22 protein-coding genes are annotated in these 21,015 nt (G+C 67.3%); 8 read left to right on the forward strand and 14 right to left on the reverse strand.

Annotated elements, in window-relative coordinates; genetic code table 11:
- Positions 1–60: 60 nt before the first annotated feature.
- Positions 61–1,533, reverse strand: a complete 1,473-nt coding sequence (locus QMG28_RS14760; protein ID WP_281843084.1) for a LysM peptidoglycan-binding domain-containing protein — start codon at positions 1,531–1,533, stop codon at positions 61–63.
- Between the two features lie 105 nt (positions 1,534–1,638).
- Here QMG28_RS14760 and QMG28_RS14765 point away from each other — a divergent pair, with 105 nt between their 5' ends.
- Positions 1,639–2,196 carry an LOG family protein gene (locus QMG28_RS14765; protein WP_281843085.1) on the forward strand — a complete coding sequence of 186 codons (558 nt, stop codon included), beginning with the start codon at positions 1,639–1,641 and terminating at the stop codon, positions 2,194–2,196.
- On the opposite strand, the gene rarD is transcribed toward QMG28_RS14765, so the two are convergent.
- Positions 2,133–3,077: an EamA family transporter RarD gene (rarD, locus tag QMG28_RS14770; RefSeq protein ID WP_281843086.1), complete on the reverse strand. Its 945-nt coding sequence runs from the start codon at positions 3,075–3,077 to the stop codon at positions 2,133–2,135. The genes QMG28_RS14765 and rarD overlap by 64 nt on opposite strands.
- Positions 3,078–3,265: 188 nt before the next feature.
- Here rarD and QMG28_RS14775 point away from each other — a divergent pair, with 188 nt between their 5' ends.
- Positions 3,266–4,630 (forward strand): tryptophanase, encoded by a 1,365-nt coding sequence (locus tag QMG28_RS14775; protein ID WP_281843087.1) that lies wholly within the window; start codon positions 3,266–3,268, stop codon positions 4,628–4,630.
- A gap of 119 nt (positions 4,631–4,749) precedes the next feature.
- Here the strand turns inward: QMG28_RS14775 and QMG28_RS14780 are convergent, their stop codons facing one another.
- The 7 genes from QMG28_RS14780 to QMG28_RS14810 form a co-directional block, all read right to left on the reverse strand.
- A complete protein-coding gene (locus QMG28_RS14780) occupies positions 4,750–5,349 on the reverse strand; it encodes a superoxide dismutase (protein WP_281843088.1) in 600 nt (199 codons plus the stop codon).
- Positions 5,350–5,412: 63 nt separating this feature from the next.
- Positions 5,413–6,225 carry a CPBP family intramembrane glutamic endopeptidase gene (locus QMG28_RS14785; protein WP_281843089.1) on the reverse strand — a complete coding sequence of 271 codons (813 nt, stop codon included), beginning with the start codon at positions 6,223–6,225 and terminating at the stop codon, positions 5,413–5,415.
- A complete protein-coding gene (locus QMG28_RS14790; protein ID WP_281843090.1) occupies positions 6,218–6,757 on the reverse strand; it encodes a PadR family transcriptional regulator in 540 nt (179 codons plus the stop codon). The genes QMG28_RS14785 and QMG28_RS14790 overlap by 8 nt, the downstream gene beginning before the upstream one ends.
- Before the next feature lie 42 nt (positions 6,758–6,799).
- Positions 6,800–7,372 (reverse strand): sarcosine oxidase subunit gamma, encoded by a 573-nt coding sequence (locus tag QMG28_RS14795; protein ID WP_281843091.1) that lies wholly within the window; start codon positions 7,370–7,372, stop codon positions 6,800–6,802.
- Positions 7,365–10,376, reverse strand: a complete 3,012-nt coding sequence (locus QMG28_RS14800) for a sarcosine oxidase subunit alpha family protein (protein ID WP_281843092.1) — start codon at positions 10,374–10,376, stop codon at positions 7,365–7,367. The genes QMG28_RS14795 and QMG28_RS14800 overlap by 8 nt, the downstream gene beginning before the upstream one ends.
- Positions 10,373–10,696 (reverse strand): sarcosine oxidase subunit delta, encoded by a 324-nt coding sequence (locus QMG28_RS14805; RefSeq protein ID WP_281843093.1) that lies wholly within the window; start codon positions 10,694–10,696, stop codon positions 10,373–10,375. Before QMG28_RS14805 ends, QMG28_RS14800 begins: the two co-directional genes overlap by 4 nt.
- Before the next feature lie 154 nt (positions 10,697–10,850).
- A complete protein-coding gene (locus tag QMG28_RS14810) occupies positions 10,851–12,098 on the reverse strand; it encodes a sarcosine oxidase subunit beta family protein (RefSeq protein ID WP_281843094.1) in 1,248 nt (415 codons plus the stop codon).
- A gap of 188 nt (positions 12,099–12,286) precedes the next feature.
- Here QMG28_RS14810 and ccmI point away from each other — a divergent pair, with 188 nt between their 5' ends.
- From ccmI to QMG28_RS14825, 3 genes are read left to right on the forward strand one after another with little or no spacing between them, the layout of a single operon-like run.
- A complete protein-coding gene (gene ccmI / locus QMG28_RS14815) occupies positions 12,287–13,846 on the forward strand; it encodes a c-type cytochrome biogenesis protein CcmI (protein ID WP_307726353.1) in 1,560 nt (519 codons plus the stop codon).
- On the forward strand, positions 13,843–14,307 hold the full coding sequence (gene ruvX / locus QMG28_RS14820; RefSeq protein WP_281843095.1) for a Holliday junction resolvase RuvX: 465 nt from the start codon (positions 13,843–13,845) through the stop codon (positions 14,305–14,307). Before ccmI ends, ruvX begins: the two co-directional genes overlap by 4 nt.
- Complete coding sequence (locus QMG28_RS14825; RefSeq protein ID WP_281843096.1) at positions 14,304–14,537, forward strand: DUF1289 domain-containing protein; 234 nt, start codon at positions 14,304–14,306, stop codon at positions 14,535–14,537. The genes ruvX and QMG28_RS14825 overlap by 4 nt, the downstream gene beginning before the upstream one ends.
- Positions 14,538–14,736: 199 nt before the next feature.
- On the opposite strand, the gene QMG28_RS14830 is transcribed toward QMG28_RS14825, so the two are convergent.
- From QMG28_RS14830 to QMG28_RS14840, 3 genes are all read right to left on the reverse strand, one after another.
- Positions 14,737–16,506 (reverse strand): SulP family inorganic anion transporter, encoded by a 1,770-nt coding sequence (locus tag QMG28_RS14830; protein WP_281843097.1) that lies wholly within the window; start codon positions 16,504–16,506, stop codon positions 14,737–14,739.
- Positions 16,507–16,599: 93 nt separating this feature from the next.
- On the reverse strand, positions 16,600–16,956 hold the full coding sequence (locus tag QMG28_RS14835; protein WP_281843098.1) for a protein tyrosine phosphatase family protein: 357 nt from the start codon (positions 16,954–16,956) through the stop codon (positions 16,600–16,602).
- Positions 16,957–16,969: 13 nt separating this feature from the next.
- Positions 16,970–17,869 (reverse strand): MBL fold metallo-hydrolase, encoded by a 900-nt coding sequence (locus QMG28_RS14840; protein WP_434784446.1) that lies wholly within the window; start codon positions 17,867–17,869, stop codon positions 16,970–16,972.
- Positions 17,870–18,194: 325 nt separating this feature from the next.
- Between QMG28_RS14840 and QMG28_RS14845 the strand changes: the two genes are divergently transcribed.
- Positions 18,195–18,569 (forward strand): ArsR/SmtB family transcription factor, encoded by a 375-nt coding sequence (locus QMG28_RS14845; protein WP_281843099.1) that lies wholly within the window; start codon positions 18,195–18,197, stop codon positions 18,567–18,569.
- 67 nt (positions 18,570–18,636) lie between these two features.
- Positions 18,637–19,134 carry a flavin reductase family protein gene (locus QMG28_RS14850; protein ID WP_281843100.1) on the forward strand — a complete coding sequence of 166 codons (498 nt, stop codon included), beginning with the start codon at positions 18,637–18,639 and terminating at the stop codon, positions 19,132–19,134.
- Positions 19,135–19,142: 8 nt separating this feature from the next.
- Here the strand turns inward: QMG28_RS14850 and QMG28_RS14855 are convergent, their stop codons facing one another.
- Entirely contained in the window at positions 19,143–19,571 is a 429-nt protein-coding gene (locus QMG28_RS14855) for a hypothetical protein (protein ID WP_281843101.1), read from the reverse strand.
- A 92-nt stretch (positions 19,572–19,663) separates the two neighbouring features.
- On the opposite strand from QMG28_RS14855, the gene QMG28_RS14860 reads away from it, so the two are divergent.
- Positions 19,664–20,665 carry a GT-B fold glycosyltransferase domain-containing protein gene (locus QMG28_RS14860; RefSeq protein WP_281843102.1) on the forward strand — a complete coding sequence of 334 codons (1,002 nt, stop codon included), beginning with the start codon at positions 19,664–19,666 and terminating at the stop codon, positions 20,663–20,665.
- 9 nt (positions 20,666–20,674) lie between these two features.
- Here QMG28_RS14860 and QMG28_RS14865 read toward each other — a convergent pair whose 3' ends face one another.
- Positions 20,675–21,004, reverse strand: a complete 330-nt coding sequence (locus QMG28_RS14865; protein WP_281843103.1) for a GIY-YIG nuclease family protein — start codon at positions 21,002–21,004, stop codon at positions 20,675–20,677.
- Between the last annotated feature and the right edge of the window lie 11 nt (positions 21,005–21,015).

Genomic DNA, 21,015 nt, shown 5'->3' on the forward strand with positions numbered 1-21,015 from the left:
GGCGGCGCGAAAAGGCCAGAGGCGGCCCGCCCATTGCGCCGGTCCGGCGCGGCGGCGGCGCTATTCGTCACTGTCCGGCAGGGTGAAGACCTGGCCGGGATAGATCCAGTCGGGATCGCGGATCTGGTCGCGGTTGGCGTCGAAGATCTTCCAGTACTCGATCCCTTCGCCGTAGCGGCCCTTGGCGATGGCCCAGAGCGTATTGCCCGGCTGCACGGTGACCGCCGAGACCGGCTGGCCGCTCGCCGCCGCCTGCGCACCCGCCGCCGCCAGCACCGCCGGCTCTTCGCGCAGGAACGGCGTTTCGACCCGCGAGATCACCTTGCCCTCGGCGGTCACGCTGTCCACACGCAGGGTATAAACCCCCGCTTCGACATCGGGCAGCGGTGCGCGCCATTGCCCGCCGGGGCCGACCTCGGCGCTGCCCACGGGCGCGTTGTCGAGGTAGATGTTGAGCCGGGTCTCGCCCAGGCCCCGCCCGGCAAGCGCCACTTCGCCGCGGTCGTCATAGGCGATCGCGTCGATCGAGAGTTGCGGGTTCGGGCCGGGATCCTGCAAGACCTGCACCCCGTCCGGCCCGGCCAGCAGGATGCGCGGCGCGGGCGGTTCGGCGGCAGGGGCAGGCGCCGGTTCGGGCGCCGGTGATGCGGGTTCGGCGGCTGGCGCCGGGGCGGCTTCGGGGGCGGGTTCCACCGCAGGTGCGGCGTCCGGCTCAGATTCAGGCGCCGTGCCGGGTTCCGGCGTGGCGGGCGCGCTTGGTGTGGCCGGCGCGCTCGGCGCCTCCGGCGCAGCCGGGGCCTCCGCCACGGCCTCCGACCCGGTTGCCGGTGCTTCGGCGGCCATCGCCTCGCCCGCAGACTCCGCCGCCGGTTCGGCAGGCGGCGCGGCGGTTTCGGGGGCCGGCGCGGAAGGTGTGGGCTGCGCGGGCGCTTCGGCCTCTCCCGGCATCTCCGCCGGGGCAGGATCGGCCAGCGCCACCGTTTCTTCCGGCATCTCGACGCCTTCGACGATCACGCTCGTCACCGAGGGCAGCACCGTGCCGTCGGGCAGGCGCGCTTCCAACGTCATCACCCGGTCCACATCCATCGGCGGCAGCGAGAACATGGCAACGAAATTCGCCCCGCCATCGGCATCGGCTTCGGCCACCGGCGCGCCATCGACGATCACCGATATGGCGGCGCCCGGCTCGGCCCGGCCGGCGACCAGCGCGCTGCCGTCAGGGCGGATGCGCACCACGTCGAACCCCGGCGCGAGCGCCTCGGGGGGCTCGGGCGCCTCGGGTGCCGCTGGAGCGGCCTCCGGCGCTTGCGCCTCCACCTGTGGGGTTTCGTCCTCGGTGGCGGGTGCCACGGGCGCCTCAATCTCCTCGGGCGCGTCGCTCTCCGCCGGGGTATCCGGCACGGCAGCCACCTCGGCAGGCGGCATATCCTCCTGCGCCGGCGGTGCGAACAGCACCCAGCCCAGCCCTGCGACGATAATCAGGATGAGTGCGCCGACCAATCCGCCGACCCAGCCCGAAAACAATTTGCCCATGTTCATGTCCCGTATCCCCTGCGAGCCCGCTCTTCGGCTGGGTTCTTGTGGCAGCCTATCAACCCGGCTACACCCGGTCAAAAGTCTTTCGCCAAAGGGGATGCCATGAGTTCCGCAACCGCCTCCGTCTGTGTCTATTGCGGCTCACGTTTCGGAGCCGATCCCGCCTATCGCGAAGAGGCGACGGCGCTCGGCGCCGCGCTGGCGGAGGAAGGCTGGCGGCTGGTCTACGGCGCGGGCGATGTCGGGCTGATGGGCGCGGTGGCCAATGCCACGCAAAATGCCGGCGGCGAGACCTTCGGGGTGATCCCCGTGCACCTGCTCAGGCACGAAGTCGGCAAGCGCGATCTGTCGGCCTTCATCGTCACCGAGAACATGCATGAGCGCAAAAAGGTGATGTTCATGAATTCCGACGCCATCGTGGTGCTGCCCGGCGGCGCCGGATCGCTCGACGAATTCTTCGAAGTGCTCACCTGGCGTCAGCTCGGCCTGCATGACAAGCCCGTCTTCCTGCTCAACACCAACGGCTATTGGGAGCCGCTCATCGGCCTTGTCGACCACGTGATCGCGCAGGGCTTCGCGGAAGCCTCGCTCAAGGGCTACATGGCCGTGGTGCCCGACGTGCCGACGCTCGCCGCCAGCCTGCGCGCCGCCCTGTCCTGACGCAGCGTCTCGACCGAATAGACCGCGACCGCCCCCCAGATCAGCGGAAAGGCGATCCAGTGCCAGCGCGTCACAGGTTCTAGAAAAATAGTAGATGCGATAACGAATTGCAGCGTGGGATTGATGTATTGCATCACCCCCACCGTGCCCATCGGCAAGCTGCGCGAGGCGGTGGTGAACAGCATCAGCGGCATCGCCGTCAGCACGCCGGAAAACATCAGAAGCAGGCTGTCATGCCAGGACTGGCCGAAGGCGCCGAGATTGCGCCCGACAACCCCGGTCCAGCCCTGCATATGCACACCCCAGAGCCAGATCAGCGCCAACGGCGCCAGCACCACCACTTCGGCGGTGACGGAAACGGTCGGCCCCGCCACCTGCAATTTCTTCACCACACCATAGATACCGAAGGTGAAGGCGAGGCCCAGCGAGATCCAGGGCGCGACACCGAGTCCGAGGGTGAGCACTCCCACCGCCAGCACCGCCAGCAACACCGCGAGCCATTTGAGCCGGGTCAGCCGCTCGCCAAACACCACCATCCCCAGCAGCACCGCCACCAGCGGGAAGATGTAATAGCCAAGGCTCGCCTCGACGGCATGGCCCGTCTGGATCGAGTAGATGAACATGAACCAGTTCACGGAAATCGCCAGTGCCGCCAGGGTGACGAGCGCCAGGCTGCGCGGGCGGGCGAGCAGCCGGACAAGCTCGCCCAGCCTGCCCCGCAGGCCCAGCACAACGCCGAAAAAGACCAGCGACCAGAGCGTGCGATGCGCCAGCACTTCGAGCGGCGGCACATGGGCCAGAAGCTTGTAATAAAGCGACGAGAGGCCCCAGATCACCGTGGCCCCGATCATCGCCGCCATGCCTCTGGACGTGTCGCTCATCCCCGCCTTGGGCCAGTTTCGCCCCTGCCTGTCAAGGCTTGACGGCACGGCCCGGAGGATGAGACAACCGGGGCGCAACCCAATGGGCGCTGAGCGCGGTCCGGACGCATCCGGGCAACCGCGGCGCTTCGGCCCCATCGTGCAAAGGTTGCCACGAATCCCCGGGGCCGGAATTCAGGAGCCCCGCGATGAAAACCATCATCGAACCCTTCCGCATCAAATCCGTCGAACCGATCCGCATGACCACCCGCGAGGAGCGCGCGCGGCTGATCCGCGAGGCGGGATACAACGTCTTCGCGCTGCATTCCGACGATGTGCTGATCGACCTGCTGACCGACTCGGGCACCGGCGCGATGAGCGCGGCGCAATGGGCCGCCGTGATGCGCGGCGACGAGAGCTATGCCGGATCGCCCAGCTACTACCGCTTCCGCGATGCGGTGCAGGCGCTGATGCCGTTCAAACATGTGATCCCCACCCACCAGGGCCGCGCCGCCGAGGCGATCCTGTTCGACGTGTTCGGCGGTGCCGGCAAGCGGATCCCGTCCAACACCCATTTCGACACCACCCGCGGCAATATCGAATCCACCGGCGCCGGGGCGGACGATCTGGTGATCGCCGAGGGGCGCGATCCGGCGAACCTGCATCCGTTCAAGGGCAATATGGATCTGGACCGGCTCGATGCCTATCTCGGCGAGCACGGCGCGTCGGTGCCCTGCGTGATGCTCACCATCACCAACAATGCCGGCGGCGGCCAGCCGGTGAGCCTTGAGAATATCCGCGCCACCGCCGCCATCGCCCGCGCCCATGGCAAGCCCTTCTTCATCGACGGCTGCCGCTTCGCCGAGAACGCCTGGTTCATCAAGAGCCGCGAACCAGGCCAGCAGGACCGCACGATCCCCGATATCGTGCGCGATTGCTTCGCCGAGGCCGACGGGATGACGATGAGCGCCAAGAAGGACGCCTTCGGCAATATCGGCGGCTGGCTGGCGCTGAACGACGATGCGCTGGCCGAGGAGGCGCGCAACCACCTGATCCGCACCGAGGGCTTTCCCACCTATGGCGGGCTGGCCGGGCGCGATCTGGAGGCGCTGGCGCAGGGGTTGAGCGAGATCGTCGACGAGGATTACCTGCGCTACCGCATCCGCACCAACGAATACATCATCGAAAAGCTCGACGCGCTCGGCGTGCCGGTGGTGAAGCCGGCGGGCGGCCATGCGGTGTTTGTCGATGCGCGGGCCTGGCTCAGCCACATCCCGCCGCTGGAATATCCCGGCCAGGCGCTGGCCGTGGCGCTCTACGAGATTGCCGGGGTGCGCTCGGTGGAGATCGGCACGGTGATGTTCGGCCGCCACCCGGACGGGTCGGAAACCCCCGCCGCGATGGACCTCGTGCGCCTCGCCTTCCCGCGCCGCACCTATACCCAGAGCCATGCCGATTACATCGTCGAGGCCTTCGGTGAGCTGGCGGAGGTGAAAGACAGCCTCACCGGCTACCGCATCGTGAAGGAGCCGAAGCTGATGCGCCACTTCACCTGCCTGTTCGAGAGGCTGTGAGGCCGGGCCGGGGGTTTCACACCCCCGGACCCCCGTGGGATATTTTGAGCAAGATGAAGGACCAGACACAAAACCGGCCCCGCGATGGGGCCGGTTGTGGTGTGTCGCTGTAGCGCGGATCACATCCGCGAGGCGACGTTTTCCCAGTTGACCAGCTTGTCGAGGAAGTTGGTGAGGTAGGCCGGGCGCTTGTTGCGGAAGTCGATGTAGTAGGAATGCTCCCACACGTCGCAGCCGAGCAGCGCGGTCTGGCCGAAGCAGAGCGGGTTCACGCCGTTCTCGGTCTTGGTGACTTTCAGCGACCCGTCGGCATCCTTCACCAGCCAGGCCCAGCCCGAGCCGAACTGGCCGGCACCGGCGGCGGCGAAGTCTTCCTTGAACTTGTCGACCGAGCCGAAGGTCTCGACCAGCGCCTTTTCCAGCTCGCCCGGCATTTTCGTCTCGCCTGGCCCCATCATTTCCCAGAACTGGGTGTGGTTCCAGTGCTGCGAGGCGTTGTTGAAGATACCGTTCTGCGCCACGGCGCCGGCCTGGTAGGTGCCTTTGACGATGTCTTCGAGCGATTTGCCCTCCCACTCGGTGCCCGCGATCAGCTTCGAGCCGTTATCGACATAGGCTTTGTGGTGCAGGTCGTGGTGGTATTCCATCGTCTCCGCCGACATGCCGAGATCGGCGAGCGCGTCATGGGCATAGGGAAGGTCGGGAAGGGTGAAGGTCATGGGGGGTCTCCCTGTTCTGATCGTTTCTCTCAGGTACTAGATGGTCCACCCGGGGGGGAAAGGTCAAGGACTCCCGCGCAAACTTTCCCGCGAGACCGGCAATCTCCAGGCGACGAGAGCGGCAAGGCAGAGGCCGGCCAGCACCACCAGCGCCTCCGGCCGCGCGGCGAAGGCGAGCGAATTGTCGATCGTCACGATCCCCGGCGTGAGCAATGGCCAGGCGAGCGTATTGGCGACGCCATGGGCGATCACCGCCGGCCAGAACGAGCCGGTGCGCCTCCGCCAGACACCGTAGAGCAGCGCCATCGCCACCATCGCCACGAAGAACAGCAGGAAGAACAGCGGCAGCGGCAGGGTGGTGTAGCCCGGCTGCGACAGCACGTAGCCGACATGCCAGGCCCACCAGATCACCGCCACGAGCAGGTGGCGCGGCAGCGCCGGCAGGCCGAGGCTTTCGAGCCGCGGTTCGAGATAGCCCCGCCAGCTGAATTCCTCGGAGAAGGCATAGATCAGCACCACCGGCGCGCCGGTGAGCACCGCCATGGCCAGCGCCCTGCCCCAGCCCGGCTGGAACTGGACCACGCTCAGCGCCGCGCCGATACCGAGACCGAGGGCAAAGAGCACCGGGAACAGCAGGAGCGCTGTGAGATAGACGCCCGGATGCGCCCGCAGCCCCGGGCGGAAGCCGGCATCGCCCCAGCCATCGCCCGCAAACAGCCGCATCCCCAGCGTGACCAGCAGCGGCGACAGGATGAACAACAGCCCGCCAAGGCCCTGAACCGCGAAATAGTTGAGCCCGGCGATATTGCCGATGCCGAGCACCAGAAGCGTGAAAATCACGATATTGCGCCAGCGCGCCGGTGAGGTCTTAGCCATCCTGTTCTCCAATTTCATTGAGCAGCGCCGCCGCCCAGTCGCGCTCGGCCCTGGCATGGGCGGCGCCGTTTTCCTGCGTTGCGAGCCGCAGCCGGCCCTCAAGCCCGGTCTCTGCCGCCTGTTGCGCCTCGGCGCGCACCTCGTCGAGCGCCGACAGCAGCGCCTCGGCCTCGGCGATCCGGGCGGCAAGAAGCGCGCGCACACCCCCTGCCCCGAGCCGGCCGACGAAGAACAGCCGCATCAGGAAGGGTTCGCGCGATGGGGTGATGCCGATCGGTTCGGCCAGCCAGCGGTCAAGCTCGGCCAGCCCTTCGGGGCGGATCGAATGCACCTGACGGTTCGGCTTGGCGGTTTGTTCCTCGGTCTCGACCGCGACCAGCCCGTCCGCCACCAACCCCGACAAGGTGCGGTAGATCTGCGCCTGGTCGGCGGGCCAGAAATGGCTGACCGAGCGGGCCATGTGCCGTTTCAGATCATAGCCCGTCATCGGGCAATGGGCGAGGAATCCGAGAATCGCGTGACGTAGAGACATGCCGCCCTTATAGGACATATCTCATATATGACAAGTCCTATATCAGCCGTCGAACAGACCCACCTCGCCGCCCGGCCGCGCCGCGTTGGAGAGCAGCGTGAACACGTAGTCGGCCACCGAGCGGAAGGCGATCACCTCGAAGCTCGTCTCGTCGGGCATATGGAACCCGGCGGCGACCTGTTGCAGCCGCGTGCGGCGCATCTGGCCGGGGCCGAACGCGCCGGGGCTTACATCCGCCGGGGTGAGCTTGGCGATCACCTCGCGCGCCTGTGTGCCGGTGACGCGCAGCACCACGCGGGCATCGGAGACATTCGCCACCAGCGCGTGCTGGCCCGCCAGCGCCTCGGTGAGCGCGGCGGTCAGCCCCGGCGCCTCGTCATAGCCGCAGAACAGCAGGAGTTCATCGGGCGACATCCAGGCGAGCTTGCGGCCCTTGGCGGCCACGATCGCCCCCTGCCCCGGCAGCGCCACCCCGGTGGCTTTCTTCACAGCCGCCTTCACCTTCGCCGCGCCCAGATCGCCGCGGATCGTCACCATGCCGGTGAGCCCCGCATCCGACACCTGGCAATAGCCCTCATATGCTGCGCCCGCGAGCGCCGATACCGCGTCAGACATCCTGCTTGGCCCCCTCTTTGTCGTAGAACACCGGATCGACGATCTTCGCTTTGATCGCCGGCCCGCCGATGGTGGGGATCGTCACCACCTCGCCCATCCGCTCCGGCCCATGCGCGACGAGCCCCATGGCGATGCCGCGTTTCAGGGTCGGCGAATAATACGTGGACGTCACCCGCCCCTGCATGTTGCGCTGACCATTGGCGTTGCGCCCCTCGGCGACCACGTAAGCGCCATCGGGGATCACGCTGCCATCGAGGGTTTCGAGGCCAACCAGCCGCCAGCGATCCTCGCTCGCCATGAAGCTGCGGCTCTGCGCCCGCTTGCCGAGATAATCGTCCTTCTTCTTCGAGATCGCCCAGTTCAGCCCGAGATCCTGCGGGATCACCGTGCCGTCGGTCTCGTCGCCGATCATGATGAAGCCCTTTTCGGCGCGCAGCACGTGCAGCGTCTCGGTGCCATAGGGCATTATCCCGCGCGTCTGCCCGGCCTGCCAGAGCCTGTCCCACAGTGCCTGCCCCATCGAGGCCGGCACGGCGATTTCGTAGCTGAGTTCGCCCGAGAACGAGATGCGGAACAGGCGCACCGGGAAACCGCCCAGCTCGCCCTCGGCCCATGTCATGAAGGGCAGCGCCTCGCGCGACACATCCATCCCCCCAAGCGCCTCCAGCACCGCGCGCGCCTTCGGGCCGACCACGGCGATCTGGGCGTATTGCTCGGTCAGGTTGGCGGTGTAGACCCGCCAGTCCCACCATTCGGTTTGCAGCCATTCCTCCATATGGGCATGGATGCGGTCGGCCCCGCCGGTGGTGGTGTGGCAAAGCCAGGTGTCGTCATCGAGCCGGGCGACCACGCCATCGTCGATCAGGAAGCCGTTTTCGTTGCACATGAGGCCATAGCGGCATTTGCCCACCGGCAGGGTCGACATCATGCCCGTATAGAGCATGTCGAGGAAGCGGCCCGCATCGGGGCCTTTCACCACGATCTTGCCCAGCGTCGAGGCGTCGAGCAGGCCGACATTTTCGCGGGTATTGACCACCTCGCGCGTGACCGCATCCGCAGGCGTTTCGGTGCCGCGCAGATAGGCGTAGGGCCTGCGCCAATGGCCGACAGGCTCCCAATGCGCATGATGCGCCTCGTGCCAGGCGTGGATCGGCGTCTGGCGCACCGGCTGGAACAGCTCGCCCGCCGCCTCGCCGGCAATCGCGCCGAAGCTGACCGGGGTATAGGGCGGGCGGAAGGTGGTGGTGCCAGTCGCCGGGATCGGCTGGCTCAGGGCCTGAGACAAAACCGCGAGGCCGTTGATATTGCTCAGCTTCCCCTGATCCGTGGCCATGCCCAGCGTGGTATAGCGCTTGGTGTGCTCGACGCTCTGATAGCCCTCACGCGCGGCAAGCTGCACATCGGACACTTTCACATCGTTCTGGAAATCGAGCCACATCTTGGCGCGTTTCGCCGGGCCTGCGCCCTCGGGCATGATCCAGACCGGCGCGATCGGCTGGCTGGCTTCCGCCCCGGCTTTGGGCGCGGCTTTGCGGCTGGCCTTGCCGCCCATGGCCCGGCCCGCCGCCTTGCCCGCCGCGTGGGCATCGGCCAGCCCCCCGGCCAGCGTGAGCGCTCCCGAGGCGCTGCCGGCGGTGAGGACGAAGCCCGCGCCATCGGCCCCGCTGGGCGCGCGGGCGGGATCGGGGCGGAACATCGCGTCCGCCTCGTCCCACAGGAGCTTGCCGCCGCAATGCGACCACAGATGCACCACCGGCGACCAGCCGCCCGACATCGCCACCGCGTCGCAGGCGATCTCTTCACCCGCGCCGCCATCGCCTTGCTGGCGCACGGCCAGCACGCCGCTCACCCGGTTGCGCCCTTTCACCGCACCGATGCCCCGGCCTTCGAGCACCGAAATGCCCGCCTCGCGCGCCGCCTGCGCCAGCGGGCTTATCACACTCGCCCGCGCATCGAGCACGGCGGCCACGTCGAGCCCGGCGGATTTGAAGGCCAGCGCGGTGCGGTAGGCATCGTCGTTATTGGTCACCACCACCACCCGGCGGCCAATGGCGACGCCCCAGTTGACGAGGTAGTCGCGCATGGCGCTGGCCAGCATCACGCCGGGCACATCGTTGCCCGCAAAGGCCAGGGGCCGCTCCAGCGCGCCGGTGGCGGTCACGATCCGCCCGGCCCGGATGCGCCAGAGCCGGTGGCGCGGAGCAGCCTCGCCCGGCGCGTGATCGCCCACCCGCTCATGGGCGATGAGATAGCCGTGATCGTAGACGCCGAAGCCCTGCATGCGCAGGCGCATCGTCACGTTCGGCGCGGCCTCAAGCTCGGCCACGCTGGCCGAAACCCAGTCTTCCGCCGCCATACCGTCGATCTCGCCGCCATCCACCGGGGCACGCCCGCCCCAATGGGCCGATTGCTCCAGCAACAGCACCTTCACCCCGGTCGCCGCCGCCGCTTTCGCCGCCGCGAGGCCGGCAACGCCGCCGCCGACCACCGCCACATCGGCATGATGGTACAGGTGCTCGTACCGGTCCGCATCCGGCTCTTCCGGCACCGCGCCAAGGCCCGCCGATTGCCGGATGAACGGCTCGAACACCGTTTTCCACGCCGCTGGCGGGGCCATGAAGGTCTTGTAATAAAAGCCTGCCGGCAGGAAGCGGGCGAAGAGCGAATTGACCGCGCCGATATCGTATTCCAGCGAGGGCCAGTGGTTCTGGCTCTTCGCCACGAGGCCGGGAAAGATCTCGGTGGTGGTGGCGCGCTGATCGGGCTCGAACCGCCCGCCCTGCCCCAGCCCGACAAGCGCGTTCGGCTCCTCCGCCCCGGAAGCCACCGCGCCGCGCGGGCGGTGATACTTGAAGCTGCGGCCCAGCATCATCTGATCGGCCCCGAGCAGGGCCGAGGCCAGCGTATCGCCGGCATAGCCCTTGAAGCTGCGGCCATTGAAGGTGAAGGTCATCGGCTGGCTGCGGTCGATCAGCCGGCCGAGGGATTCGAGGCGGGTGCTCATTGCCAGCCCTCCCAGCCGGGACATTTCTTTTTGATCTTGGCCACCAGTTCCTTCGGCGGCTCGGAAACCTGCGCGGCATAGGTGCCGTAGACTTCCAGCGTGGTCGTGGAACGCGCGGCATGGAACCACTTGCCGCAGCCGGCGCTGTGGCGCCAGCGCTCGAAATGCACGCCCTTGGGGTTCTTGCGGTCGAACAGGTAGGATTCGAAAGCGTCGTCGGTGCTGCCGACCGTCGCGCGCTTGAGATGCGCCTCGCCGCCGGGGGTGAGTTCGGTTTCATCGGCCATGATACCGCAATAGGGGCATTCAAGGATCAGCATGGCTTTGCCTCCGTCATCGTCCCGCCGGTCGCGCCGGAAACCTGGCAGGTTTCCGGGCCGTTTTCTTTCAAAGAAAACCGCCGCTGCCGGTTTCCTTCCCGCGATGCCGGGGACATTCGAATGTCCCCGGCAAATGTCTTCGAAGACATTTGCATCAATGCGCCACCCCCGCCGCCACGCTTTCGTCGATGAACCGGCCCTCGCGGAAGCGATCCAGCCCGAACGCCGCCGCCAGCGGCCCCGGCGCATCCTTCGCCACCAGTTCGGCCATCGCCCAGCCGGAACCGGGGATCGACTTGAAGCCGCCGGTACCCCAGCCTGCGTTGACGTAGATGCCGCCGACCGGGGTTTTCGACAGGATCGGCGAGCGGTCGCCGGTCATGTCGACGATCCCGCCCCATTGCCGCATCATCTTCAGCCGCGACAGCATCGGGAAGGTTTCGACCAGCGCGCGCACCGTCTCCTCGACATGGTGGAAGCTGCCCCGCTGGGTGTAGTTGTTGAACCCGTCGGTGCCGCCGCCGATCACCATCTCGCCCTTGTCGGACTGGCTCATGTAGCCATGCACGGTGTTGGCCATCACCACCACGTCCATCGCCGGCTTGATCGGCTCGGACACGAGCGCCTGCAGCGCCACGCTTTCGATCGGCAGGCGGAACCCGGCCATCCCGGCCAGTTCCGACGAATGCCCGGCCACCACCAGCGCCAGCTTGGCCGTCTCGATCCGGCCCTTGGTGGTATTCACCGCCTTCACCGCGCCGTCCTCGGTCTCGATCCCCGTCACGGCGCAGTTCTGGATGATGTCCATCCCCATCGCGCTGCAGGCCCGGGCATAGGCCCAGGCCACGGCATCGTGGCGCGCGGTGCCGCCGCGCGGCTGCCAGAGCCCGCCCAGCACCGGGTAGCGGGGGCCGTCGAGCCTGATGATCGGCACCAGCTCCTTCACCCGCTGCGGGCCGATCCACTCGGTCGCCACGCCCTGCAGCGCATTGGCATGCGCCGTGCGCTGGTAGCCGCGCACCTCGTGATGGGTCTGGGCCAGCATGATCACGCCGCGCGGGCTGAACATCACGTTCATGTTCAGATCCTGGCTCATCGTCTCGTAGAGCGAGCGGGCCTTTTCATAGATCGCCGCCGAGGGGTCTTGCAGGTAATTGGACCGGATGATCGTGGTGTTGCGCCCGGTATTGCCGCCACCGAGCCAGCCCTTTTCGATCACCGCGACGTTTTTGATCCCGTGGTTCTTGCCCAGATAATAGGCCGTGGCGAGACCATGGCCGCCCGCGCCGACCACGATCGCGTCGTAGCGCTTTTTCGGCTCGGGGCTGGCCCAGGCGCGTTCCCAGCCGGTGTGATAGCGCAGGCCCTCGCGGGCGATGGCAAAGGCGGAATAGCGTCTCATGAGACAGACCCCGTGCAAGCTTTCGTGCCGCGACCATAGCGCGTTCGCGCGCCGTGCCAATGCGACGAGCGGCCATCGGCCTTCCAGAAGCGACATCAACTTTGCGCGTGTCCCCGAGACCGGGCGTCGCAGGGGCTTTTGCCCGGCCCCCGGCTTCTATAGATGGGGGGCAGTACACAGGAGTAGACATGATCGGTTTCTGGATCCTGGCGGGGCTCGCCATCGTGGTCACCATCGCCGTGCTCGGCTACGCGCTCGTCGCGGGCAAGGAAAACGCCGAGGCGACGGCGGCCTATGATGTGCGCGTCTACCGCGACCAGCTTAAAGAGCTGGAGCGCGACGTGGCGCGCGGGGTGATCGGGGCGGAGGAAGCCCAGCGCGCGAAGGTGGAAATCTCGCGCCGCCTGCTGGACGCCGACCGCAAGGCGCAGGCTGGCAGCAGCGCGGGCAAGGCCCCGACAGGGCTGACCTGGAGCGCGCTTGCGCTGTCGGTGGCAGTGATCCTTGGCGGCGGGCTGTGGCTCTATGCCGATATGGGCGCGCCGGGCTATCCCGACATGCCGCTCGAAGGGCGCAAGGCCACCGCCGAGGAACTGCGCGAGACCCGGCCAGGCCAGGCCGAGGCCGAGGCCGACATGCCCGAATGGGCCGGGCCGCCGCCCGAGGCGCCGGCGGATTATCTCGACCTGGTCGACCGTCTGCGCGCCGCCGTGGCCGAGCACCCCGAGGATCTGCAGGGCCAGACGCTGCTGGCCCAGCACGAGGGCGCGATCGGCAATTTCAGCGCCGCGCGGGCGGCGATGGCGCAGGTGATCGCGCTGAAGGGCGAGACCGCCGCGCCGGACGAGTACTCGAAATACGCCGATCTGATGGTGCTGGCGGCGGGCGGCTATGTGTCGCCCGAAGCCGAAGCCGCGATCACCACCGCGCTGGCGGGCAACCCGCAAGACCCGGTGGCGCTCTACTATGCCGGTCTGATGAACGCCCAGATCGGCCGGCCCGATATCGCCTTCCCGATCTGGCGCGACCTGCTGGAGCGCTCCGACCCGTCGGAGCCCTGGGTGGCGCCGATCCTGTCGGAAATCGGCCAGCTCGCCGCGCTGGCCGGGGTCGATTACACGCCGCCGCAACTGCAATCGACGATGTCCGGCCCCTCCGCCGCCGATATCGCCGCCTCCGAGGATATGTCGCCCGAAGAGCGTGACGAGATGATCGCGGGCATGGTCGACCGGCTGATGGAGCGTCTGGCCACCCAGGGCGGCCCGGCGACGGACTGGGCCCGGCTGATCGGCGCGCTCGGCGTGACGGGCGACACCGAACGCGCCGCCGCGATCTGGGGCGAGGCGCGCAACGTCTTCGCAGGCCGGGCCGACGATCTCGCTGCCATCGACGCCGCCGCCGCCGAGGCGGGGCTCACCGAGGCCACCCCGTTCGACGCGCCGCAGGGCGATGCGGGCGCCCCCGCCCTGTCCGGCCCGTCGCAGGACGACATGGAGGCCGCCGCCGAGATGACGCCCGAGGAACGCACCGAGATGATCGAGGGCATGGTAACCCGGCTCGAAGACGAGCTGTTGACCGATGGCGGCCCGCCCGAGCGCTGGGTCCAGCTTTTCAACGTGCTGGGCGTGCTGGGCGACAGCGCGCGCGCCAAAGCCGCCTGGGAGGCCGCCGAGGCGGCCTATGCCGACGATACGGCGGCGCTGGCGCAGATCCACGCCGCCGCCCGCGCCGTGGGGGCGGTGGAGTGATCCACGAGGAGATCGCCGATTTCACCGCCGCGCTCGCGCCCGGCGCGGCGCTGGCCGGGCTCGATTACGGCGAAAAGACCATCGGCGTCGCCGTGTCCGACGGGATGCGGCAGGTGGCGACGCCGCTGGAGACGATCCGGCGCAAGAAGTTCACCGCCGATGCCGAGCGGCTGCGCGAGATCGTGGCCGACCGGCGCATCGGCGGGCTGGTGCTCGGCCTGCCGCGCAACATGGACGGCTCGGAGGGCCCGCGCTGCCAGTCCACCCGCGCCTTCGCCCGCAATCTCGACCGGGTGCTCGGCCTGCCGATCACCTTCTGGGACGAACGCCTGTCCACCGTCGCCGCCGAACGGGCGCTGCTCGAAGCCGACACCTCGCGCGCGCGCCGGGCGGAAGTGATCGACCACGTCGCCGCCGGCGTCATCCTGCAGGGCGCGCTCGACCGGATGCGGCACCTGTGAGCGAAGCGCCCCTCACCCCCTGCGTGCAGATCTGCGTGATCCACAGCGAGACCGGGCTGTGCACCGGCTGCCTGCGCACGCGCGACGAGATCGCGCGCTGGAGCGGGATGTCGAACGCCGAACGGCGGCAGGTGATGAACGAGCTGCCCAGCCGCGCCGGCGCCCACCGGCAGCGCCGGGGCGGCCGCGCCGGGCGGCTGCAGCGGCGCGAAAACCACGGCGGAAGCTGAGGGGCTGACCGGAAACGGTCAAGGCTCCGGAAATCCGGATTTCCGGATAACCACTTTTCCAGATAACCGGTTTTCCAGATCTCCACTTATCCGGATTTCCGGAGTTTCCCATCTCCACTTATCCGGATTTCCGGAGGCCGGTTAACGCGCCCGAACCCGCTGGCGCCGCTCCGGGCGTCCGGGCCTTGCCCCGCTGCCGCTACTCCGCCGCCACCGGCGCGCGGCCCTCTTCCACCGGCGCCAGCGCCCGCATCGCACCGTATTGGCACAGAAACACCTCGCCCGAGAGCTCTTCGAGGAAATGCGAGCGTTTCAGCCGGTCCATCACCGGCCCCTTCACCTCGCTCAGATGCAGCTTGATGCCCATATCGTCGAGCCGCCGGTTGATCTCTTCGAGGCTTTCCAGCGCCGACAGGTCGATCACGTTCACCGCCGAGCACATCAGCACCACATGTTTCACCGGGCAGCCCTTTTCGAGCCGGGCCAGCACGTAATCCTCGATGTAGCGGGCATTGGCGAAATAGAGGTTCTCGTCGAGCCGCAGCGTCATCATCTCCGGATGGGTCAGCACCTCGTGGCGCTTCACGTTGCGGAAATGCTCGGTGCCGGGCACCAGGCCCACCTCGGCGATATGCGGCCGCGAGGTCTTGTAGAGAAACAGCACCACCGACAGCACCACACCCGCCGAAACACCCAGTTCCACACCGAAGCCCAGCGTAAGCAGGATCGTCGCGGCGACGGCGGCGAAATCGGCCCTGGAATAGGCCCAGGTGCGCTTCAGGATCGAGAAATCGACAAGGCTCAGCACCGCCACGATGATCGTCGCCGCCAGCGTGGCTTTCGGCAGGAAAAACAGAAGCGGCGTGAGGAACAGCGCGGCCAGCGTGATGCCCAGGGCGGTGAAGGCGCCGGCGGCCGGGGTTTCGGCGCCGGCGTCGAAGTTCACCACCGAGCGCGAGAAGCCGCCCGTCACCGGGAAGCCGCCGGACAGGGCCGAGGCGATGTTGGAGGTGCCGAGGCCCACCAGTTCCTGATCCGGCTCGATGCGCTGGCGCTTCTTGGCGGCCAGCGTCTGGGCAACCGAGATCGACTCGACGAAGCCGATGATCGAGATGATGAAGGCCGAGCCCGCGAGCGAGGTCCAGAGCGAGAGGTCGAAGCTTGGCACGGTCAGCGGCGGCAGGCCCGAAGGCACGTCGCCCACGATCTTCACCCCCTTGTCGGCCAGGCCGAAGCCCCAGGCGATGAGCGTGGTCGCCACCACGGCGGCCACCGGCCCGGCCTTGGCCAGCACATCCGCCGGCCCCTTGCCGATGCCGAGGCGGATCAGGAGCGGCTTCAGCCCCTTGCGCACCCAGAACAGGAAGGCTGTCGCCCCTGCCCCGATGGCGAGGGTCAGATAATTGGTCTCGCCGAGATTGTGCCACAGGCTCAGGACGATCTCGACGAGGCTATGCCCCTCGGCGGAAATGCCGAGGATATGCTTGAGCTGCGAAACCGCGATGATGAGGCCCGAGGCGGTGATGAAGCCCGCGATCACCGGATGCGAGAGGAAATTGGCCAGAAAGCCAAGGCGGAACACCCCCATCGCCACCAGCATCAGCCCCGACAGGAAGGCCAGCACGATGGCGGCGGCGATGTATTCTGCGGTGCCGGGCAGCGCGAGGTTGCCCACCGCCGCCGCCGTCAGCAGCGAGACCACAGCCACCGGCCCCACCGCCAGTGCCCGCGAGGTGCCAAACACCGCATAGGCCACCAGCGGCAGGATCGAGGCGTAAAGCCCCATCTCCGCCGGCAGACCCGCCAGCAGCGCATAGGCCAGCGATTGCGGGATCAGCATGATGGTGACGATGGCCGCGGCCATCAGATCGGCGCTGAACGCGCCTTTGTCGTAGCGCCGCCCCCAGTCGAGGATCGGGAAAAAGCGGCGGATCGCGCCCAGACCGGCGCGGCTCGGGTTGGCAGCCATCGGCGGCCCCTTTCCTGTGTCATAGCGTGGAAACGGCGCCGCCCCCCGGCTGGCGGGGGGCGGGCATGTCTCTCTGGCCCTGTCCGGGCGGCGCTAGAGCGCCCCGGCGGCCTGGCGGGATTTCACCGCATTCCAGATCGCCTGGCAGCGCGCGCCCGACCGGCAATAGGCAAACACCTTGCCCTCGGTCTCGCGCATCACCGCGCCGAAGCTGTTCACGGCGTAGTCGGTCGGGCTGCGGTCGGCCAGCGGCACGTATTTCGGCGTCACGCCGTTATGCCGGCAGGCCGTCGCAATCTCGTCCCAGTCCGGCTGGCCGGCTTCTTCGCCATCGGGGCGGTTGCACACGATCACCCTGTAGCCCGCCGCCGCGATATGCGGCACGTCTTCGGGGCGAATCTGGCCCGACACCGTGACCTGCTGGTCCAGTTCTTTCCAATCCGGATTCATCGCGCGTCTCGCCTCAGAGCTTGTTGACCGGCACCTTGAAGAAGACGTCGCCCTGCTCATCGGCGGGCGGCATCTCGCCGGCGCGCATGTTGACCTGCAACGACGGGATGATCAAGCGCGGCATGGCGAGCTGGGCATCGCGTTCGGTGCGGAACTTCACGAAGTCTTCCTTCGTCTTGCCGCCGCCGACATGGATGTTGTGCTCCTTCTCGTCGCCGACGCTGGTTTCCCACTGGATGTCGCGCCCGTTGGGGCCGTAATCGTGGCACATGAACAGCCGGGTCTCATCCGGCAGCGCCAGCACTTTCTGGATCGAATCGTAGAGCACGCCGGCATCGCCGCCCGGGAAGTCGGCCCGCGCCGAGCCGCCATCGGGCATGAACAGCGTGTCGCCGACAAAACCGGCATTGCCGACCACATGCGTCATGCAGGCCGGGGTGTGGCCGGGCGTGTGCATGGCGAAGGCGGTCATGTTGCCGATCTTGTAGGTGTCGCCTTCCTTGAAGAGCTGGTCGAACTGCGAGCCGTCACGCTGGAACTCGGTGCCTTCGTTGAAGATCTTGCCGAACACGTCCTGCACCACGGTGATGTTCTCGCCGATGCCGATCTTGCCGCCCAGCTTTTGCTGGATATAGGGCGCGGCCGAGAGGTGGTCGGCATGCACATGGGTCTCGATCAGCCATTCGAGCCTGAGGCCGTTATCCTCGATGTATTTGATGATCTCGTCGGCATGCTCATAGGAGATGCGGCCGGCGGCATAGTCGATGTCCATCACCGAGTCGATCACCGCGCAGGCGGTGGAGGTCGGGTCTTTCACCACGTAGGAAATGGTGTTGGAATCGGGGTCGAAGAAAGCTTTGACTTCGGGTTTCACGGAGGTGTCGACGGGGTAATCGGTGGCCATGTCTTTCATCTGTCTGGTCCCTGGTTGCCGGGGCGTGGCCCGGTGGGCGTTTGAAATGCCGGTCTCCCGGCGGTTCCGGTGTCGCCGCCCGGTGCCGGGCCGCGTGCTTGAAACCCACTTAGGTATCGCGGCGGCAGCCGTAAAGGCTTCATATGCATATTTTTGAATACTTAGCCGATTTTCGCCGCAAAACGCAACTCACAAAGGCGTTTTGCCATGAAATCCGTGACTAAACACCAAAAGATCACATTCGAATTCGAGCAACCGAATTGATCCAGCGGTTCCGATCGCGTATGTGAGTTAAATGGTCGCAGTCTTTGAGCGAGAGAAATTGATGAACACGCCCGTAATCACCGAGGACATGTCAACCGAAGACATGGACAAGATGATGGCGAGCGCCTGCGATGCCTCGGCGCTGCTCAAGGCGATCAGCCATGAGGGGCGGCTGATGATCCTCTGCGCGCTGGTGACGGGCGAAAAATCCGTCACCGAGCTTGAGGAACTGCTGCATGCGCGTCAGGCCGCCGTTTCCCAGCAACTCGCACGGCTCAGGATGGAGGGGCTGGTGACGCCCCGCCGCGAGGGCAAGGCGATCTTCTATTCGCTGGCCGACGACCGCCCCCGCCGCATCCTCGAAGTGATCTACGAGATGTTCTGCTCGATGCCCGCCGAGGGGATCGACGGCGGCGCCACGGCCGAAACCGCCTGACCCCCTTTCGCCCGCCGCGCCGCTGGCCTACCTATGCCCTGGGCGGCGGACAAAAGGCAGGATACCGATGGCAGACACATTCATCCCCGGCCCCGACAGGGCCCGCGCGTTGCGCGGCGCGTTCGGGCGGTTCGCCACCGGCGTGACGGTGGTGACGACCACGACCGAGCGCGGGCCGATCGGAATCACCGCCAACAGCTTCACCTCCGTCTCGCTCGATCCGCCGCTGCTGCTGTGGTGCCCGGCCAAGACCTCGCAGCGCCATGACGCCTTCGTCGGCACGGCGCATTTCGCGCTGCATGTGATGGGCACCGAACAGGATGCGATCACCTGGGCCTTCGCCAATACCGCCGAAGCCTTCGAACATTGCGATTGCAGCCTGTCGGAACATGGCGTGCCGCTGATCGCCGGCTGCCCCGTGCGCTTCGAATGCACGATCCGCGACAGGATCGACGCGGGCGATCACACGGTGATCATCGCCCATATCGACCGGGTCACCACCGAAGACGGCCCCGAAGCGCGGGTGTTTCTCGGCGGGGATTACGGGCATTTTTCGGCGCTGTAGCGCCGGCGTTACTGGGTGAGGATATCGCGGCGGGCATAGCTCGCGGTATCGCTGCCGCCATCGTCATAGGTGATGCGCACCGCAACCGTTTCGACCGAGCCGAGCGGGAAACTGACGAAGGGCAGCTTCGAGGAATCCTTCTGCGCGTTCGGCACCGCGTCGCCTTCATAGCACCGCTCGCCATCCCACAGCCTCTCGGCCCCGCCATTGACGCTGTAATGGATCGCATCCAGCCCGCAGCGCCAGACCAGCAGATTGGTGAAATAGAGCAGATCCTTGCCATCGTATTCGCGCACGGCAACCCAGCCCGCCTTGGTCGCATCCAGCATAGGGCGCACCTCGGCGGCGGTGGTGAATTGCTGCGCCATGCCCGGCACAGGCGCACCGAACGCAAGAATCGCGGCGAGCCCGTATTGGGCCGTCTTCCTGAAATTCATAACAGAACCTGCACAATTTCTCCGGGCGCGTCTTTTTGCTCGCACCGCTTCAGCCTATACTGGCAGAAATTACGAGGACAGGCAAAGCGCCGATGGTTAGACGGGCGAAAAAGCAGGCACAATTCAACGTGATGGTGGTCGCGCAGGCCGGGCGGCTGCAATATGAGGCGCTGCTGTTCGCGGCGTCGCTCCGGCTGTCCGATCCGGGCTTTTCCGGCCGCCTGATCGTGGCGGAACCGCAGCCGGGCGGGGCCTGGCCGGGCGATCCGCGCATCTCCCCCGATGCGCGCGCGGCGTTTGAAGATCTCGGCGCCGAGATTACCCCGTTCGAGGCGCGCCATTTCGGCGCCAGCTACCCCAATGGCAACAAGATCGAGGCGCTCGCCACCCTGCCCGCCGGCGAACCCTTCGTCTTCTTCGACAGCGATACGGTCATCACCGGCCCGCTCTCCGAAGTCGCCTTCGACTTCTCGCGCCCCGCCGCCTCGATGCGGCGCGAGGGCACCTGGCCGGTGATCGAGCTTTATGGCCCCGGCTACACCGAAATCTGGACATCGCTCTACGACAAGTTCGGGCTGGACTTCGCCAGCAGCCTCGACCTGAGCGAACCCGACGAATACTGGGGCCGCTACCTCTATTTCAACGCCGGCTGGTTCTTCGGCGCCGATCCGGCGGCCTTCGGCCAGCGCTTCCTCGACTACGCGCTCGCGATCCGCGAGGACCGGCCCGACGCGCTGGTCTTGCAGGAGCTCAACCCCTGGCTCGATCAGGTTGCCCTGCCGCTGGTGATCCATTCGTTCGGCGGCGGGCGGCCCGGACCTGAGCTTGACGGGCTGGACGGCGATATTTCCTGCCACTGGCGGGTGCTGCCGATGGCCTATGCCCGCGAGAGCGACCGGGTGATCGGGGTGATCGAGGCCGCTACCGCCCCGAACAGGATCAAGAAGGTGCTGAAGGCGCATGATCCGATGCTGAAGATGATCTTCCACGGCCGCGGGCAGAAGGTGCGCGCGTTGTTTGCCGAGGAGGGCCTGCCGCGCACCGAGAAGATGCTGCGCAACCGGCTGAAGCGTGAGGGGTTCTGGATGCGGTGAAGCGCGCGCCTACCAGCGCCGCGCCCCAAGCGCCGCCTGCCAATGCGCCAGCCGCGCCTCCCCCACCCGCTCGCGGGCAAGGTCCGACAGATCGGCATCGAGCCGCTCCAGCACCTCGAAGTTGACCTCGCCATGTGCCTTGCACGCCGCCACCATCCCCGGCGCCAGCCCTGCCCCGCCCTGTTTCAGCATGAAGCGCAGCCGGTTCTCCAGCGCCACCGGGTCCGGCGTGAGCTTGACCCAGACGCTGTCACCGATGCGCATGGACGTCACCGCCCAATCCGCCTTGCGCTCGCGCCATGCCGCCTTGGCCGCGCGCCTGTCCAGTTTCCCGCCCATCCCGCTTGCCT

The sequence above is a fragment of the Sinisalibacter aestuarii genome (genome assembly GCF_027923545.1).
In the GTDB taxonomy this organism is placed as follows: domain Bacteria; phylum Pseudomonadota; class Alphaproteobacteria; order Rhodobacterales; family Rhodobacteraceae; genus Sinisalibacter; species Sinisalibacter aestuarii.

Bases quoted from the DNA above. Each gene is read 5' to 3' on its own strand.
- QMG28_RS14785 (WP_281843089.1), bottom strand. From the start codon at position 6,225: ATGGCTAAGACCTCACCGGCGCGCTGGCGCAATATCGTGATTTTCACG.
- QMG28_RS14865 (WP_281843103.1), bottom strand. From the start codon at position 21,004: ATGGGCGGGAAACTGGACAGGCGCGCGGCCAAGGCGGCATGGCGCGAG.
- QMG28_RS14805 (WP_281843093.1), bottom strand. From the start codon at position 10,696: ATGCTGATCCTTGAATGCCCCTATTGCGGTATCATGGCCGATGAAACC.
- QMG28_RS14780 (WP_281843088.1), bottom strand. From the start codon at position 5,349: ATGACCTTCACCCTTCCCGACCTTCCCTATGCCCATGACGCGCTCGCC.
- QMG28_RS14795 (WP_281843091.1), bottom strand. From the start codon at position 7,372: ATGTCTGACGCGGTATCGGCGCTCGCGGGCGCAGCATATGAGGGCTAT.
- rarD (WP_281843086.1), bottom strand. From the start codon at position 3,077: ATGAGCGACACGTCCAGAGGCATGGCGGCGATGATCGGGGCCACGGTG.
- QMG28_RS14790 (WP_281843090.1), bottom strand. From the start codon at position 6,757: ATGTCTCTACGTCACGCGATTCTCGGATTCCTCGCCCATTGCCCGATG.
- QMG28_RS14860 (WP_281843102.1), top strand. From the start codon at position 19,664: ATGGTTAGACGGGCGAAAAAGCAGGCACAATTCAACGTGATGGTGGTC.
- QMG28_RS14850 (WP_281843100.1), top strand. From the start codon at position 18,637: ATGGCAGACACATTCATCCCCGGCCCCGACAGGGCCCGCGCGTTGCGC.
- QMG28_RS14830 (WP_281843097.1), bottom strand. From the start codon at position 16,506: ATGGCTGCCAACCCGAGCCGCGCCGGTCTGGGCGCGATCCGCCGCTTT.
- ccmI (WP_307726353.1), top strand. From the start codon at position 12,287: ATGATCGGTTTCTGGATCCTGGCGGGGCTCGCCATCGTGGTCACCATC.
- QMG28_RS14835 (WP_281843098.1), bottom strand. From the start codon at position 16,956: ATGAATCCGGATTGGAAAGAACTGGACCAGCAGGTCACGGTGTCGGGC.
- QMG28_RS14845 (WP_281843099.1), top strand. From the start codon at position 18,195: ATGAACACGCCCGTAATCACCGAGGACATGTCAACCGAAGACATGGAC.
- QMG28_RS14840 (WP_434784446.1), bottom strand. From the start codon at position 17,869: ATGAAAGACATGGCCACCGATTACCCCGTCGACACCTCCGTGAAACCC.
- QMG28_RS14810 (WP_281843094.1), bottom strand. From the start codon at position 12,098: ATGAGACGCTATTCCGCCTTTGCCATCGCCCGCGAGGGCCTGCGCTAT.
- QMG28_RS14760 (WP_281843084.1), bottom strand. From the start codon at position 1,533: ATGGGCAAATTGTTTTCGGGCTGGGTCGGCGGATTGGTCGGCGCACTC.
- QMG28_RS14800 (WP_281843092.1), bottom strand. From the start codon at position 10,376: ATGAGCACCCGCCTCGAATCCCTCGGCCGGCTGATCGACCGCAGCCAG.
- QMG28_RS14765 (WP_281843085.1), top strand. From the start codon at position 1,639: ATGAGTTCCGCAACCGCCTCCGTCTGTGTCTATTGCGGCTCACGTTTC.
- QMG28_RS14775 (WP_281843087.1), top strand. From the start codon at position 3,266: ATGAAAACCATCATCGAACCCTTCCGCATCAAATCCGTCGAACCGATC.
- QMG28_RS14855 (WP_281843101.1), bottom strand. From the start codon at position 19,571: ATGAATTTCAGGAAGACGGCCCAATACGGGCTCGCCGCGATTCTTGCG.